This is a genomic window from Legionella shakespearei DSM 23087, from assembly GCF_000373765.1.
GTDB classification, from domain to species: Bacteria; Pseudomonadota; Gammaproteobacteria; order Legionellales; family Legionellaceae; genus Legionella; species Legionella shakespearei.
On sequence record NZ_KB892388.1, the window covers coordinates 26,590 to 43,180 of the forward strand.

The window sequence follows — 16,591 nt, forward strand, 5'->3', positions numbered from 1 at the left end:
CCTCCCCCGGAGGTGGAGGGGCTACTTGCGAAGATCATCCTGTTTATTTACATCTTTTTACGAGATTAAAATTATGAGAGGATCACTCAGCGCTGTCGCTGCATCAAGACTACAGTTTTTTATATATTAATTTCGCGGGCGAGGGGACTGGCCCCTGCCTCATTTTAAGGATTTAAATTACATCGCGGGTTTTTTCGCCAGTATAAAGCTGGCGTGGTCTGCCAATTCTTGATTTGCTGGCAACCATTTCCATCCAGTGGCTCATCCAGCCAACAGTTCGTGCCAAAGCGAAAATAACAGTGAACATGTTGGTCGGAATGCCTATAGCACTTAACGTCAGTCCTGAATAGAAATCCACGTTAGGATAAAGCTTCTTCTCAATGAAATAATCGTCTTCGAGTGCGATACGCTCTAATTCCATTGCCAGTTTAAACAAGGGTTCGTCTTTCTTTCCAACGGCTTCCAGAACGTCATAACAGGTTTTACGCATTACTTTCGCTCTTGGATCATAGCTCTTGTAAACCCTGTGTCCAAATCCCATCAGACGGAATGGATCGTTTTTATCTTTAGCTCTTGCGAGGTATTCCTGAATACGGCTTACATCACCAATTTCTTTTAACATGTTCAGACAGGCTTCATTAGCACCACCATGAGCTGGTCCCCATAATGCGCCGATACCAGCTGATATACAGGCAAAGGGATTCGCGCCAGTAGAACCGGCAAGACGAACAGTAGAAGTAGATGCATTTTGCTCGTGATCCGCATGAAGGATAAATATAGTATCCATAGCTTTGACCAAAACAGGATCCGGAGTTGTATCTTCAGAAGGCACCCCAAACATCATATGGAGGAAATTCTCTGCATAAGACATTTTATTTTGTGGGTACATATAAGGAAGACCAGTAGAATACTTATAGCTCATCGCTGCCAAAGTAGGCATTTTTGCAACCAGGCGTATTGCTGAAATAAATCGATCATGAGCATTATTAAGATCCATAGTATCGTGATAGAACGCTGACAGGGCGCCCACAATACCGACCATAATAGCCATAGGATGAGCATCACGGCGGAAGCCATTTAAAAACTGGTACATTTGCTGATGTACCATGGTGTGATTATTAATAAGGCTTACAAAAGATTTCTTTTCTTCCTTATTGGGTAATTCACCATTGAGTAATAGATAACTGACGTCAAGAAAGTCTTTTTTCTCAGCCAGTTGCTCAATAGGATATCCTCTATACAGCAGTACACCTTGGTCACCATCAATATAAGTAATTTTTGACTCACAGGAGGCTGTAGATAAAAAGCCCTGATCAAAAGTGAAGACGCCATTCGCTCCAAGCTGCGTAATATCGATTACATCATTACCTAAAGTAGGAGTGTAAATCGGCAATTCCAGCGTGCCTTGACCATCAATGCTTAGTTTAGCTGTCTTTTCTGTCATTGTGTCTCCTGATTGTTTTATGCTATTCCAGCATGCTTACTTATGTTTGTGTGCGGAACTATATAAAAATGAGCACTTACAGTCAATTTAAACATGGTTTTGGTTTATAAATCCTAGCATGATTTTTAAAATTTAAGGTGTTTTTTTAGAGATTTATTAAAAATGATTAAAAATCGCTAAAACCTCATGAACTTTCATCAACCTAAGATGATTCAATTATAGCTGCTGGTATGATATCCTCTTTGGCATAATTTATATTAATCATTGAATAAGGACACGTCCAAATCATGGTTTATTCAGCCAAAGAAGTCTTGCCCGTTAATATTGAAGACGAATTGAAGCAATCCTATCTGGATTATGCTATGAGCGTAATTGTAGGAAGAGCTTTACCTGATGTGCGCGATGGTTTAAAACCAGTACACAGACGTGTGCTTTACGCGATGAGCGAATTAGGCAATGACTGGAATAAGCCTTATAAAAAATCCGCCCGTGTGGTCGGGGACGTAATCGGTAAATACCACCCACATGGCGATACTGCTGTATACGATACTATAGTACGTATGGCGCAACCGTTTTCTTTGCGTTATCTGCTGGTTGATGGTCAGGGAAACTTCGGATCAGTAGACGGCGATGCTCCTGCGGCAATGCGATACACCGAAGTAAGAATGTCCAAAGTAGCTCATGCTCTCCTGGCTGATTTGGATAAGGAAACTGTAGATTTCAGTCCTAACTATGACGAGACAGAATTTGCACCAGTTGTTCTGCCCTCAAGAGTACCCAATCTATTAGTTAACGGTTCTTCAGGTATCGCAGTAGGTATGGCTACAAACATTCCTCCTCATAACCTCACCGAAGTAATTAATGCCTGTATCGCTCTGATTGATGAACCAGAAACCAGTCTGGACGATATTATGGAAATTATTCCAGGTCCTGATTTTCCAACAGCTGCGATTATCAATGGCCGCGCAGGCATTATTCAAGGTTATCGTACTGGTAAAGGACGGGTTGTTATCCGTGCCAGAACAGAAATTGAAACAGATGATAACTCAGGAAGACAGGCAATCATCATCCACGAATTACCTTATCAGGTAAATAAGGCGCGTCTGGTTGAACGTATTGCTGAATTGGTACGAGATAAAAAAATCGAAGGGATTTCCGGACTAAGAGACGAGTCTGACAAGCAGGGTATGCGTGTTGTTATTGAAATTAAGCGTAATGAAGTTGCTGATGTGATTCTCAATAACTTATATGCCCATACGCAAATGCAGAATGTTTTCGGAATTAATATGGTGGCACTGGTTGACGGGCAGCCGCGCACTTTGAACCTGAAACAGATTCTTGAATACTTTATTAAACATCGTCGTGAAGTAGTTACGAGAAGAACCATATTCGAATTGAAAAAGGCAAGAGCTCGTGCTCATTTATTGGAAGGTTTAGGCATAGCGCTGGCTAATATTGATGAAATGATTGCCTTAATTAAACAGTCGCCTACACCTCAGGATGCAAAAGATGCCTTACTGGCAAAATCATGGCAACCAGGCCTTGTTAAAGCAATGCTTGAAAAAGCTGGTGCCAATGCGTCAAGACCTGATGATTTGACTGATGAATTTGGTTTAAATGCAGGTGGATATAAATTATCTGCAGCACAGGCACAAGCAATCCTCGAATTAAGACTGCATCGATTAACTGCTCTGGAGCAAGACAAGATCCTTAATGAGTTTGAAGAGTTATTGCGTGTCATCAAAGAATTACTGGATATTCTGGCTTCGCCAGAGCGTTTGATGCAAGTGATTCGTGATGAATTACTGGAAATCAAAACCCAGTTTGGCGATGAGCGCCGTACTGAAATTACCGCATCACAAGAAGATTTAACCATAGAAGATTTAATTACTGAAGAAGATGTGGTTGTTACCTTGTCTCATCAGGGCTATGTCAAATATCAACCGATCACTGCTTATCAGGCTCAGCGCCGTGGCGGTAAAGGTAAATCGGCTACGCATGTTAAAGATGAAGACTTTGTTGAAAAACTGGTTATTGCCAGCACTCACGATACCCTGTTGTGCTTCTCTAACCATGGTAAATTATATTGGCTAAAAGCCTATCAATTGCCATTGGCAAGTCGTATTTCGCGCGGCAGACCTATTATTAATATCCTGCCTTTGGCTGAGAATGAAGAAATTAATGCCATGTTACCTGTACGTGAATACCTGGATGGTTCTTATGTCTTTATGGCAACCAAGAAAGGTACGGTTAAGAAAGTACCATTAACTGCCTTTAGCAGACCTCGCTCTAACGGTATTATTGCTGTGGATCTGGATGATGATGACCGTCTGGTTGGGGTTGATATCACTGATGGTGAGCGTGATATTATGCTCTTTACTGACGCAGGAAAGGTGATTCGTTTTGCTGAAAGCAAAGTTCGGCCCATGGGTCGTACGGCCAGAGGTGTACGCGGTATACGAATTGAAGAAGGCCAGGAAGTTAAATCACTGGTCGTTGTCCATCCTAATGGGACCATTTTAACCGCCACTGAAAATGGATATGGAAAGCGTACTGATATTGAAGAATATCGCGTATCAGGCAGAGGTGGCCAGGGAGTTATCTCCATACAGGTTACTGAACGTAATGGTAAGGTTGTTCGTTCCATACAAGTGACTGATGGTGATGAAGCCATGCTCATCACTGACAAGGGAACATTGGTGCGTTTTAAAGTAAATGAATTGTCAATTATTGGCAGAAACACTCAGGGTGTGCGGTTGATTAACGTCAGCGCTGGGGAGTTGGTAGTTGGAATGCAGAAGATTGAAGACATAGGTGATGATTCTGATGAGTCAATCGAGTCAACTGATGATGCATCCATAGAAAACGAAGACAACAATAATGAAAGTCAGGACTTATAATTTTGGTGCTGGTCCTGCAATGCTTCCTGAGCCTGTATTAAAAGAGGCTCAGGCAGAACTACTGAATTGGCAACATTTGGGAATGTCTGTTCTTGAAGTTGGCCACCGAACAAATGAATTCATCTCTTTGCTTGAATGTGCAGAACAATTACTCAGGGAATTACTCGCGATTCCAGAACATTATCAGGTATTGTTTTTGGGCGGTGCGGCACGCACGCAATTTGCCATGATTCCTATGAATTTTTTGCAGCAAGACGAAGAGGCAGGCTATTTGGTTACCGGTATCTGGTCTCAAATGGCTTTGGAAGAGGCACAAAAATTAAAAAAAGCATATTGCATCGCTAGTGAACAGAAAAATGATTATACCTCTGTTCCTGCTGCAAATAGCTGGAACAGCAAAAAAGATACTTCGTATATCTATTACACCCCTAATGAAACAGTCAATGGTGTTCGTTTTCCTTACGTTCCCCAGACAGGCTCTATACCTTTAATTGCAGATATGACTTCCTGTTTGTTAAGTGAGCCTCTTGATGTGAGTCAATATGGTTTAATCTTTGCTGGAGCGCAGAAGAATATTGCTAATGCCGGTTTAACTGTAGTGATTGTCAGAAATGATTTATTAGAGCGTTTGCCAGATCCGGTAATCCCTACTATGCTGAATTACAAAATACAGGCGGAATATCGATCACTTTATGCCACGCCACCAGTATTTAACTGCTATCTGGCTTTGAAAATGTTTGAATGGATAAAGAAGCAGGGTGGTGTTGATGCTTTATTCCAGCAAAATTGTTTAAAGGCAGCTGCTTTGTATCAATATCTTGATGATACAGAGTTTTATACAACAAAAGTGGTGCCTGAAGCCCGTTCTCTGGTTAATATCTGTTTCTCACTTAGAGATACTGCTTTGGAAGCCCAATTTATTCAAGAAGCGGAGCAACGTAATCTTTGCGCTTTAAAAGGACATCGCTATGCAGGTGGATTAAGAGCGAGCTTATATAATGCCATGCCAATGGCCGGGGTAAATGCTTTAATTGACTTTATGTCTGACTTTGCAAAGGAAAACAGTTAGTGAGCACATTAAATTTTGTCAGTAATCCAGTTACTGCACTCTCTGGGAGTATTAATGTCCCTGGGGATAAATCAATTTCCCATCGCTCCATCATTTTTGGAGCAATAGCCAATGGCACAACAACGGTTAACGGCTTTCTGGATGGTGAGGACTGTCTTGCAACTCTGAAAGCATTTAAAGCTATGGGCGTATCTATTGAAGGCCCTGCTGAACAAAAGGTTGTGATTCATGGTGTGGGTAAATACGGGCTAAAAAAGCCAAATCAGGTTGTTGATTGCGGTAACTCCGGTACCAGCCTGCGTTTACTCGCTGGCTTGCTGGCTGCTCAGCAGTTTGATAGTGAACTTACCGGAGATGAAAGCTTATTAAAAAGGCCCATGCTGCGTATCAGCAAACCTTTAAGCCAAATGGGTGCCCTTGTTGCTACAAATGAAGGCAAGCCTCCGATTGTCATTAAAGGAGGAAATAAGCTGAACGGGATTGATTATGTGATGCCTGAGGCAAGTGCGCAGGTAAAATCATGTATTTTATTGGCTGGACTTTATGCTGAGGGTAAGACGCGTATTACTGAAACCGGCGTTAGTCGTGATCACACCGAAAGAATGCTGAAAACCTTTTCCTATCCTCTGGAGATAAAGGGAAATGTGATTGAAATTGATGGTAAAAGTGAGTTTAAGGGGACTACGGTAACAGTGCCTGGCGATATTTCATCAGCTGCTTTTTTTATTGTGGCTGCAAGCATTATTCCGGGTTCTGATATTTTGATTCACAGCGTGGGTATTAATCCGACTCGGACAGGTATTATCCATATTTTAAAGACCATGGGTGCTGATATTACCATTTTAAATGAAAGGAATTTTGGTGAAGAAGCAGTAGCCGATCTGCAAATCAGACACGCACCGTTAAAAGGGATTGAAATTCCTGTCACTATGGTCCCATTAGCCATTGATGAATTTCCTGTCATTTTTATAGCGGCAGCATGTGCTGAAGGAAAAACGGTTTTGCGCGGAGCAAAAGAATTGCGCCTGAAAGAAAGTGACAGGATTGGTGCTATGGCTGATGGTTTGATTCATATGGGGATTAAGGCTGAAGCATTAGAGGACGGTATTGTCATTCATGGTGGCAAAATGCAGGGTGGGGTAGTGGATAGCTATGGTGATCACCGAATTGCTATGTCTTTTGCGGTAGCTGGTGCTGTTGCAGAAAATCCGGTGACTATTAAAAACTGTGTGAATGTTGCGACTTCATTTCCTGGTTTTGTCGCCACTGCAAACTCACTTCATTTTCGTATAGAGGATATAGTTGACAATGATTGATAAAAGAGTACCCGTCATTACTTTAGACGGCCCCAGCGGTACGGGCAAAGGGACTTTGTGTCATTTACTGGCCAAACATCTGGGATGGAATATGCTTGATAGTGGAGCAATTTACCGTGTTTTGGCTTATGCCGTCCGTAAAAATGGAATTAATCCGGATAATATGGATAATATGGAGCAACTCACACAGTTGGCCTTGAATCTGAATTTGCGTTTTGAATCTTCTGCTGAAAATGAAACACAGGTAATCCTGGATGATGAAGATGTATCTCAACACATTCGTAGCGAGCAATGCGGGCAGGATGCATCAAAAATTGCCGCTATACCTGAGGTCAGACAAGCATTGCTTGAGCGCCAGAGAAACTTTGCTCAGCCGCCGGGTCTGGTCACCGATGGCAGAGATATGGGCACAGTAGTGTTTCCTGATGCAGTTTTAAAGGTCTTTTTGTATGCAACCAGTGAAGAAAGAGCAAATAGACGCTATTTACAGTTGAAAGATAGTGGAATTAATGTTAGCCTCGCGCAGGTTGTAGAAGAATTGGTTAAACGTGATACAAGGGATACTGCTCGTACACACGCACCACTGAAACCAGCAGAAGATGCTGTTAAAATCGATACAACCGGATTAACAATTGTACAAGTCTATCAGAATGTATTACTATTATTAGGTAAACATCTAAATAGTGTGTAGAATGATTGTTTTTTTGTTGGGGGGGAAGGTGAGCGGACCTCATTCTTCCATTTTTTTACTAAAGAGTTTATTAACATGTCTGAAAGTTTCAAAGAACTATTTGAGCAAAGTATTGTCGGCGCTCAATTTTATCCTGGTGCCATTATCACAGCTAAAGTTATTGGTATAGATGATGACTACGTAACATTAAATGCTGGCTTGAAGTCAGAAGGTATTGTTGCTGTAGAAGAATTCTATGACAAAGATGGCGCACTGGAAATTAGCCTGGGCGATACTGTCGAAGTAGCATTGGATTCAGTAGAAGACGGCTACGGCGAAACGCTGCTTTCAAGAGAAAAAGCCAAGCGTCAGGAAGCATGGCGCAAATTGTCCAAATCCCATGAAAATAATGAAACAGTTACTGGTCTCATTTCTGGTAAAGTCAAAGGTGGCTTTACTGTTGAAATTGGTACCATACGCGCATTCCTGCCTGGTTCGTTAGTGGATGTAAGACCAGTAAGAGATCCTTCTTACCTTGAAGGTAAAGAACTTGAGTTTAAAGTAATCAAGATGGATCTGAAGCGCAACAATATCGTTGTATCACGTCGTGCAGTGGTTGAAGAAGAAAGTAGTGCTGACAGACAAGCCCTGCTCGAATCATTACATGATGGCCAGGAACTTCATGGTATCGTCAAGAACCTTACCGATTACGGTGCGTTCATTGATCTTGGCGGCATAGACGGCCTGTTACACATCACTGATATTTCCTGGAAACGTGTTAAACATCCAAGTGAATTACTGTCAGTAGGTCAAGATGTTAAAGTTAAGGTATTAAGTTTCGATAGCGAAAGAAACCGTGTTTCTTTAGGTATGAAACAATTAGGTAATGATCCTTGGGTTGACCTGGTTGAGCGTTATCCGTTAACCAAGCGTCTGCAAGGTAAAGTAACCAACATCACTGATTACGGTTGCTTCGTTGAAATTGAAGAAGGTGTAGAAGGTTTAGTACACATGTCTGAAATGGATTGGACTAACAAAAACGTTCATCCAAGCAAAGTCGTATCTATGGGCGATGTAGTTGACGTAATGGTTCTTGAAATTGATGAAGACCGTCGTCGTATCTCTCTGGGTATGAAGCAATGTGTAGGTAATCCATGGCAGCAATTCGCTTCTGTACACAGCAAAGGTCAGAAAGTAAGTGGCAAGATTCGTTCTATCACTGACTTTGGAATCTTTATTGGTCTTGATGGCGAGATTGATGGTCTGGTTCACTTGTCAGATATTTCCTGGACTGTTCCTGGTGAAGAGGCTGTAAAACAGTTTAAGAAAGGCCAAGAGCTGGAAGCTGTGATTTTAGCAATCGATCCAGAGCGTGAGCGTATTTCTTTAGGAATCAAACAACTTGAAGGTGATAACTTCACAAGTTTTGCTGATTCATATACTAAAGGCGCAATCGTTAAAGGAACTGTAACAGCAGTAGATGCCAAGTCGGTTACTGTAGCATTGGCTGATGATATTACTGGAACTATCCGTGCCAGTGAACTGTCTGACGAGCGCGTTGATGATGCGACTACTCTTGTAAAAGAGGGCGATGAAATCGAAGCCAAGATCATCAATGTTGACAGAAAGAATCGTTCAATCACTCTTTCTGTTAAAGCGAAAGATGCTCAAGACGAAGCTGAAGCAATCAAAAAATACTCAAGAGCAGAAGGTACTTCAACAACTCTGGGTGATTTATTGAAAGAAAAAATGGCAAGTAAAGAAGGCGAATAATTCTTTATTGTTGTGTAAAAAAGCGTAGAGAAATCTGCGCTTTTTTTGTTTGTGTGAACTAATTTAATTTGAGTTATGGATAAGAACGTTGTTTGAGCCAGTGTTTACCTCGATCCATTCGGGCTGAGGAAGCGCGATAGCGCTGTCTCGAAGCCTTGGCATGGTGCTAAGGGCTTCGAGACGAGGCTACCGCCTCTCCTCAGCCCAAACGGCATCGAAGTAACGACTGAATAAAACAAGCTTATCCATAACTCACGTTAATTTAACGTGAATTATTAAGACGTATTTTTTAAGTTCATTTAACTGACTTATTGGAAATGTTCATGTTATGATTAATCATTTAGAGTATAAAGTTATAAGGAATACTGAATGCGCATACTAATGCTGGTTACTTATATTCTGCTCATTATCATTGGTGTTAGTTTTGCTGCCTTAAACGCCTCATCTGTCGCTGTTAATTTTTATTTTAAAACGGTTTCCATGCCTATTGCTGTGCTTATGACCATTATGCTTGGGGTTGGGATTTTTGTTGGCTTTATACTGTTTATAGGCAGATACTGGCGTCTGAAACTGGAATGTCATAAGATAAAAAATCAGTTAAAACTTACAGAAAAAGAAATCAAAAATTTACGCTCAATTCCTTTACAGGATCAGCATTAATTCTTTTATTAGCAGGAAAACCCAGTATGCATGCAGTGAGGGAAATTAATAAATGATTAATCTATGGCCACTCTTGTTGCCTGCTGCCGCATGGTCTGGATGGTGGGTTGCGAACCGCAATAATCAGGATAAAAATCCGAATGTCACCAATCGATTGTCCCGTGAATACGTTGTTGGTCTTAATTATTTATTGAATGAACAATCTGATAAAGCGGTGGATATTTTTATCAAGTTGCTTGAGGTGGATAGCGATACCGTAGAAACTCATCTTGCTTTGGGAAGTTTGTTCAGGCGGCGTGGTGAAGTGGATAGGGCAATCCGTATTCATCAGAATTTAATTGCAAGGCCACAGTTGAGCATCTTGCAGAGAAAAGAGGCATTAATGGCTCTTGGGCAGGATTATATGAGTGCCGGTGTGTTTGACCGCGCTGAGCGTATATTTCTGGAGGTAGTAGAGCTCGGCGGAAGCCGTGAAACAAGCAGTCTGCAAGGCTTGTTAGCAATCTATCAACAGGAAAAAGCCTGGGAAAAAGCTTTGGACGTAATTAAAAAGCTTGAAATTTCAACAGGTAACAGTTTGCACAACCAGGCGGCTCATTATTATTGCGAGATGGCGACTCAGTCATTAAAAGTGAATGCCATTGATAGGGCCGTATATTGCATCAAACAGGCAATGAACGTTGATCCTGAATCAGTCAGAGCTAGTTTGATGAATGCCAATATTGAAATGAAAGAAGGGCGCTACAAACAGGCAATACGATCTTTAAAAAAGGTTCCGCTTCAAGATGCTGAATTTTTAACTGAAATTATTGAACCGCTTGTTTTTTGCCATAAAGAACTGGATTTAATGCCTGATTGTATTCATTATCTTGAACAGACTTTGGCAGAGCATCCGAGAGCATCTGTGATTTTCGTCATTGCTGAATATTTGCGCCAAAGTAAAAATATGGATGCGGCTATAGATTTCGTAGCAGACAATTTAAGCAAACATCCTTCAATTCGAGGATTAAATCGACTTATCTATTGGCATCTTGAGTCAGATCACGGTAAGGTTCGTGACAAGTTACAAATGTTATATGATATAACCAGTAAATTTTTAGATAATAAACCAGTGTATCGATGCGGACAATGTGGATTTGGTGGTAAACATTTGCATTGGCATTGTCCAAGTTGTAAACAATGGGGTAGAATGAAGCCTATACATGGGTTGGAAGGGGATTAGAGCACTGTTATTGAACCGGATAACAGTGGGGAATACGCTACCTAAAAAATAAACGTATATAATTTTATGAGACTAAAATGCAATTTATCGATCTGAAAAAACAATATTCCTTAATAGAAAACGATATTCTTAACAGTATCAAAAAAGTATTGGATCACGGTCAATACATTATGGGTCCGGAAATTACCGAGCTTGAAAAACAGTTAGCCGATTATATCGGAGTAAAGCATGTTATTGTCAATTCCAGTGGGACTGACGCACTTTTAATGGCATTAATGGCTCTGGATATTCAGCCAGGAGATGAAGTTATTACCAGCCCTTTCAGTTTCTTTGCTACTGCTGAGGTGATTAGCCTTTGTCATGCAGTTCCTGTTTTTGTCGATATTGATCCTTTAACTTATAATATCGATCCAGAAAAACTGGAAGCTGCTATAACTCCCCGAACAAAAGCCATTATGCCGGTCAGTCTGTACGGCCAGTGCTCTGATCATGATGCAATTGATGCGATCGCCAGGAAGTATTCGCTACCCGTTATAGAAGATGCTGCCCAGAGTTTCGGTGCTACTTATAATGGCAAGCATTCCTGTGGTTTATCTACTGTGGGATGCACCAGCTTCTTCCCATCCAAGCCTTTGGGCGGATATGGCGATTCAGGTGCCTGTTTTACTGATGATGATGAGTTAGCCCAAAAGTTAATTGAAATCAGGATTCATGGCCAAAATGCACGTTATTGCCATAGCAGAGTTGGAATTAATGGCAGAATGGATACTTTGCAGGCTGCTGTATTGATTGAAAAAATGAAGCTTTTTCCTGCAGAAGTAGTGATGCGACGCAATGTTGCTGAACGCTACGATGCGATGTTGTCTTCAATAGTCAAAACACCTGTTATTCAGAAAAACAACACCAGCGTGTATGCGCAATATACCATTGAAGTGAATAACCGAGATGAATTTCAAAGACACATGAATGCTGCTGGTATTCCTACGGCGGTTCATTATCCTGTAGCAATGCATCTTCAAAAGGCTTTGAGTTATCTTGGCTACAATCATGGTGATTTTCCCAATGCTGAAAAGGCAAGCAATCGTGTAATCAGTCTGCCTATGCATCCTTATTTGCAGGAAGAAGAGCAGATAGCTGTTGTTGCTGCAGTAAAGAATGCATTAATGAAACTCAATCAGGCGGTAGCTGTATAAATGACCACAAAATTAATTGTTGCTCTTGATTTTAATAATCAGAATGATGCTTTGACGCTGGTTGATCAACTGGATGCCAGGGAATGTGCGTTAAAAGTCGGGAGTGAAATGTTCACCCTTTTGGGGGCTTCTTTTGTAAAGCAGCTTATTCAACGACAATTTAAAGTATTCCTTGATTTAAAATTTCATGATATTCCCAACACAGTAGCCAAATCATGCAGTGTCGCTGCCGACCTGGGAGTCTGGATGATGAATGTCCATGCCCTGGGTGGGATGGACATGATGATGGCTGCTAAAAAGGCACTGGAATCACATGGAAAGGACGCACCTCTATTGATTGCCGTTACGGTATTAACCAGCCATAAACAAGAGGATTTAGAAGATATTGGAGTAAATAAAGCATTGGCTGATGAAGTGATAAGTTTGGCAAAACTGGCGAGAGACTCTGGTTTGGATGGCGTAGTCAGTTCAGCTCATGAAGCCCGGTTTATCAAGCAGGAGTGTGGTTCTGGTTTTGTAAACGTAACTCCGGGAATACGCCTTCCTTCTGATGCTAAAGACGACCAGTCACGTATCATGACACCCGGAGAAGCCATTCAGGCTGGAAGTGATTATCTGGTTATAGGCCGCCCCATTACGCGATCAGCCTCACCTTACCATGTCGTTTCAGAAATATTGCGTGATATTTCGTGATGCATCTTTTTATAAAAATGATCTTATAGTACAATTAGATGTCATCTAATTGACTCGTTTTGATTAATATCTGTTAGCCTCTTGATTATCTTTCGGCTACATAATGAATCCGAATCAACAGCGGTATTTTCAGAGCCATAAGAATGAATTGTCTCCATTCTATTTTATTCCAGGATTATTTATGATAATTGTATTAATGTCATTTAATAAATTTTTAAGCTCCTCCGTTTCGATAATAATGGATAAATAGATTTAAGGAAGAAGCCATGACACCACAGCACGTGATAAGTCAGCTGCTGGAATCTGACACTAAGTACCCTAAAAATCTGGAACTATTAAAAAAGATTATCATCATTTCTTATCTTGGTCGTCTCAGAATCAATGGGTTGCCTCCTGATAATAAAATAGCCCTTGGAAATTACTTATTCGATAATGAACAGATGATGTTTGATTTTACTCGATTAAGTGATGAAAAAAGGGATGCCTTCCTCAAATGGTTTCTCGAACCTCATGCTGCAGAAAAAGAAAAAGCATGGCCCAGTAGCACTTCATTAAATGAATACCGGGGGTTTACCGCAGAAGAAACCTTGAGCTGGATTGGGGTAATAAAGAACTGGTTTCAAGGTAAAAATGCGGAGCATTGGACTGTAACCGATTTAGAACTATCCCTTAATTATCAACTTACTGGAATTGAACTGCTACACGGTGAAAATGGGATTCTGGTAGGGTTTAAACAATTCCTGGTACCACCTTCAGGCACAAAGTATAAAGGTCCAGATGATCCAGAGTCAGAACAAATAGGGAATACCAAAAGGGTAATTATAACGGATCAGTTGGTTGAACAATTAGTAAATCTTGATCTAAAATCTGTAAAACCCGAAGTAATGTGTAAGCGGGCTCATCCTCAGGCAATTGATATTAACAATCAGGAGCCACGTTTTGAAGAAATGAGGGCTTACAGGAAAACACAGCAATTTAATGAATCTGAACCATGGTATCTGCGCATTTGGCACTGGATTACTTCCTTTTTTATAACTGCACCAGTTAAATCTGAAAGAAAAACCTCAGCAGTCGAGAATAAACTGGTTTTACTTTATGAACACGATGAAACAAAGATTTATCAACGTGAACATACCAAGGAAATTCTGGTCAGAGAAAAGCGACCTGATATTGAAAATCTTGTTTTTTGCGGTGGTGGAGCCAAGATTTTTGCTCATGTGGGGGTATGGAAGGCACTTAATGAAGCCAATATAAAGCCCACTCGTTTTGCGGGAAGCTCAGCAGGCGCAATTATGGCCTTAATGTGCTACTTGGGTTATTCAGCAGAAGAAATTACTGAGTTATTTAAAAATTTTAAACAAGAGCATCTGGTTCAGTTTGATATAGATCTGAATGGGCTTTCTGATTCTCACTCTCTGAAAACAGCATTGGATTATGCTATTGCGAAGCGTGTGACGCAAATTGTGGAGAAGTATAATATTCCTTATCCACAAGGAAAAATCACGTTCAATACCTTGGAAAATCTCAGACGACAATATCCTGATTGTGGCCTGGGGAAAGAGCTTATTGTCACGGCTACCAACAAAAAATTAAGACAAACTTCCTATTTTTCACTGGAACGTACTCCTGATATGGAAATCAGTGAAGCAGTAAAAACATCTGCTTTATTCCCGGTTGTATACCGACATACTATGATCGATGGGGAAGAGCATAATGATGGAGGGGTACTGAGTAACTTTCCAACAGAAGTCTTTTGTGATGATCATTCTACTTTACTGGAATCAGAGTACGGTAATAATTTAAAAGTCTTAGGCGTTCAGTTTGATAACGGGACGGAACGTTCCGTTATAGACTATGTTATGGATCAGGTATACAGGGAAAACTTCATCCTGAACTGGATCTATAGTCTGTTAACAGGAGTAAGTGACCCTGCCAGTGGCTGGGAAAAAGATCGTATTAAACTAAGGCAATATGCACATCAAACCATTGTTCCGAATGTGGATAATATAAAAACTTCTGGCTTTAGTGTTGCTCCAGAAGATCAGCTGCTAATGATTCAAAGTGGCTATGAAGCAACTAATGAATATTTGACCGTACGTTATGGAACTAAAGAGTATTCAACTAATAAAAATCAGGAATTGATGTATTCAACATTCAGTTCTTTGGGCGATTTGCTGGCCTATTGTTCTTATAGAGGGAATAAGCAGTGGTTTGAAATAGTAAATAATCTGATAGTTCAATCAACCTTACCCAACAGAACCAATTTAATGAAGCAATCTTTAGAGTTGCGTTCTCTTTACTTTAATACAGAAACAACTGTAGAGGAAAAGAAAAAGCCTAATCCCAAGCCTATAACATTTTTTGGCAATATATTGGCTCAGCACCATTTACTGGAACAGCATTCAGACAATCACAAAGTGCTATTAACCCTGTACCCCATTTTTTTAAAGTTAACCTCTGATTTAGTACTTAATGGGGCTGACATGAAGACCCTGGAAACAGCCAGGCATTCATTAACACTTCATTATCCCTTCACCTGTCTGGAGCATTTTGGACGAATATCCAGGGACTCGCATATATTACTTCATATCCTTGTTAAATTAATAAAAGAACTTAAAGATAATCCAGACCCTCAGATTTACGCACATCTTAGTGATCTGCAAAGTACACTATACTGTAATAATAATTTGTTTAAACCTGAATATTATGGCCAATGGGATTTGTCCATGCCTCAGGCTTTAAGAGTTTTGAAATTATTTAACAGTAATAAACTTGAGTCGGTTTCCCAGTTGGTAGTTCATTTACGAGAAAGGGAAGAACCGATGCAAACTATAAAGGATGGACAATATCATGAGGACTTTAGTGACGGGAGCATCGAAGGGTATAGGATTAGCCTTAGCGCATGAGTTCGCACAACATGGTCATGATGTACTATTGGTTTCTCGCGATGGTGAGCGTTTAAAAAAGATTGTAGAGCAATTTAAAGTGCTCTATAAAGTCACTGTTGATTATAAAGTCGCTGATCTTAGCCAGACGGGAAGTGCCCTCAAATTATATACTGAATTAAGAGAGCATGGGATTGAAATCAATTGTCTTGTTAATAATGCAGGTATTGGCTATATGGGACCATTTGCTGATATGAGTTTACCCAGACTTGATGAACTCATGCAATTGAATATGGTTTCGGTCAGTGAATTAACTCGTTGTTATTTAAATGATTTTCTAGAGAGAAATGAAGGGCGCATTTTACAGGTAGCCTCAACTGCTGCATTTCTGCCTGGGCCGTTTATGGCTGCTTATTATGCAAGCAAGGCTTATGTTACTTCATTGTCGCATGCAATAGCCTATGAATTGAAAGGAACGAATGTATCCCTTTCCATCTTATGTCCTGGCGCTACAAAGACTAATTTTTTCCCAGCTGCTGGAATGGAAAATTCCATGCTGGAAAAAGGGTATACAGGAATGATGAGTCCAGAGGCTGTGGCAAAAATCGCTTATAGAGGCTTGCAAAAGAAAAAGTTGTATATTGTTCCAGGGGTAATGAACAAGATTCTGGCCAGTTCTGCCGCAATGTCGCCTAAAAGAATTGCAGCAGCAATAGCTGCGTATTTTCACCATAAATCTTGAAACAGCTGACTATACAGCTGTTTC

General features: G+C 40.6%; 12 protein-coding genes. 11 read left to right on the forward strand and 1 reads right to left on the reverse strand.

What is annotated here, in order from left to right; all coding sequences use genetic code 11:
- Positions 1-172 precede the first annotated feature (172 nt).
- Positions 173-1,444 (reverse strand): citrate synthase, encoded by a 1,272-nt coding sequence (gene gltA, locus B094_RS0104340; protein ID WP_018576577.1) that lies wholly within the window; start codon positions 1,442-1,444, stop codon positions 173-175.
- Between the two features lie 287 nt (positions 1,445-1,731).
- Here gltA and gyrA point away from each other — a divergent pair, with 287 nt between their 5' ends.
- The 11 genes from gyrA to B094_RS0104395 all read left to right on the forward strand — a co-directional run bounded on the left by gyrA (position 1,732) and on the right by B094_RS0104395 (position 16,567).
- Entirely contained in the window at positions 1,732-4,344 is a 2,613-nt protein-coding gene (gyrA, locus tag B094_RS0104345; RefSeq protein WP_018576578.1) for a DNA gyrase subunit A, read from the forward strand.
- Positions 4,325-5,413, forward strand: coding sequence for a 3-phosphoserine/phosphohydroxythreonine transaminase (serC, locus tag B094_RS0104350; protein ID WP_018576579.1), 1,089 nt, complete (start codon positions 4,325-4,327; stop codon positions 5,411-5,413). Before gyrA ends, serC begins: the two co-directional genes overlap by 20 nt.
- The gene (aroA, locus tag B094_RS0104355; RefSeq protein ID WP_018576580.1) at positions 5,413-6,729 is read left to right on the forward strand and encodes a 3-phosphoshikimate 1-carboxyvinyltransferase; all 1,317 of its coding nucleotides are present in this window, start codon (positions 5,413-5,415) and stop codon (positions 6,727-6,729) included. The genes serC and aroA overlap by 1 nt, the downstream gene beginning before the upstream one ends.
- Positions 6,722-7,420, forward strand: a complete 699-nt coding sequence (gene cmk, locus B094_RS0104360; protein WP_018576581.1) for a (d)CMP kinase — start codon at positions 6,722-6,724, stop codon at positions 7,418-7,420. Before aroA ends, cmk begins: the two co-directional genes overlap by 8 nt.
- A gap of 75 nt (positions 7,421-7,495) precedes the next feature.
- Complete coding sequence (rpsA, locus tag B094_RS0104365; protein WP_018576582.1) at positions 7,496-9,172, forward strand: 30S ribosomal protein S1; 1,677 nt, start codon at positions 7,496-7,498, stop codon at positions 9,170-9,172.
- Positions 9,173-9,541: 369 nt separating this feature from the next.
- On the forward strand, positions 9,542-9,832 hold the full coding sequence (locus tag B094_RS0104370) for a LapA family protein (RefSeq protein WP_018576583.1): 291 nt from the start codon (positions 9,542-9,544) through the stop codon (positions 9,830-9,832).
- A gap of 52 nt (positions 9,833-9,884) precedes the next feature.
- Positions 9,885-11,054 carry a lipopolysaccharide assembly protein LapB gene (gene lapB / locus B094_RS0104375; protein ID WP_018576584.1) on the forward strand — a complete coding sequence of 390 codons (1,170 nt, stop codon included), beginning with the start codon at positions 9,885-9,887 and terminating at the stop codon, positions 11,052-11,054.
- 77 nt (positions 11,055-11,131) lie between these two features.
- Positions 11,132-12,247: a DegT/DnrJ/EryC1/StrS family aminotransferase gene (locus B094_RS0104380; RefSeq protein ID WP_018576585.1), complete on the forward strand. Its 1,116-nt coding sequence runs from the start codon at positions 11,132-11,134 to the stop codon at positions 12,245-12,247.
- Entirely contained in the window at positions 12,248-12,940 is a 693-nt protein-coding gene (pyrF, locus tag B094_RS0104385) for an orotidine-5'-phosphate decarboxylase (RefSeq protein ID WP_018576586.1), read from the forward strand.
- Positions 12,941-13,206: 266 nt separating this feature from the next.
- On the forward strand, positions 13,207-15,846 hold the full coding sequence (gene vpdC / locus B094_RS0104390; protein ID WP_018576587.1) for a Dot/Icm T4SS effector VpdC: 2,640 nt from the start codon (positions 13,207-13,209) through the stop codon (positions 15,844-15,846).
- Complete coding sequence (locus tag B094_RS0104395) at positions 15,791-16,567, forward strand: SDR family NAD(P)-dependent oxidoreductase (RefSeq protein ID WP_018576588.1); 777 nt, start codon at positions 15,791-15,793, stop codon at positions 16,565-16,567. Before vpdC ends, B094_RS0104395 begins: the two co-directional genes overlap by 56 nt.
- Positions 16,568-16,591: the final 24 nt, after the last annotated feature.

What these genes read in the sequence shown, in the direction of transcription:
- gltA (WP_018576577.1), bottom strand. Translation starts at nt 1,444, where the DNA reads ATGACAGAAAAGACAGCTAAACTAAGCATTGATGGTCAAGGCACGCTG.
- gyrA (WP_018576578.1), top strand. Translation starts at nt 1,732, where the DNA reads ATGGTTTATTCAGCCAAAGAAGTCTTGCCCGTTAATATTGAAGACGAA.
- serC (WP_018576579.1), top strand. Translation starts at nt 4,325, where the DNA reads ATGAAAGTCAGGACTTATAATTTTGGTGCTGGTCCTGCAATGCTTCCT.
- cmk (WP_018576581.1), top strand. Translation starts at nt 6,722, where the DNA reads ATGATTGATAAAAGAGTACCCGTCATTACTTTAGACGGCCCCAGCGGT.
- rpsA (WP_018576582.1), top strand. Translation starts at nt 7,496, where the DNA reads ATGTCTGAAAGTTTCAAAGAACTATTTGAGCAAAGTATTGTCGGCGCT.
- B094_RS0104370 (WP_018576583.1), top strand. Translation starts at nt 9,542, where the DNA reads ATGCGCATACTAATGCTGGTTACTTATATTCTGCTCATTATCATTGGT.
- lapB (WP_018576584.1), top strand. Translation starts at nt 9,885, where the DNA reads ATGATTAATCTATGGCCACTCTTGTTGCCTGCTGCCGCATGGTCTGGA.
- B094_RS0104380 (WP_018576585.1), top strand. Translation starts at nt 11,132, where the DNA reads ATGCAATTTATCGATCTGAAAAAACAATATTCCTTAATAGAAAACGAT.
- pyrF (WP_018576586.1), top strand. Translation starts at nt 12,248, where the DNA reads ATGACCACAAAATTAATTGTTGCTCTTGATTTTAATAATCAGAATGAT.
- vpdC (WP_018576587.1), top strand. Translation starts at nt 13,207, where the DNA reads ATGACACCACAGCACGTGATAAGTCAGCTGCTGGAATCTGACACTAAG.
- B094_RS0104395 (WP_018576588.1), top strand. Translation starts at nt 15,791, where the DNA reads ATGAGGACTTTAGTGACGGGAGCATCGAAGGGTATAGGATTAGCCTTA.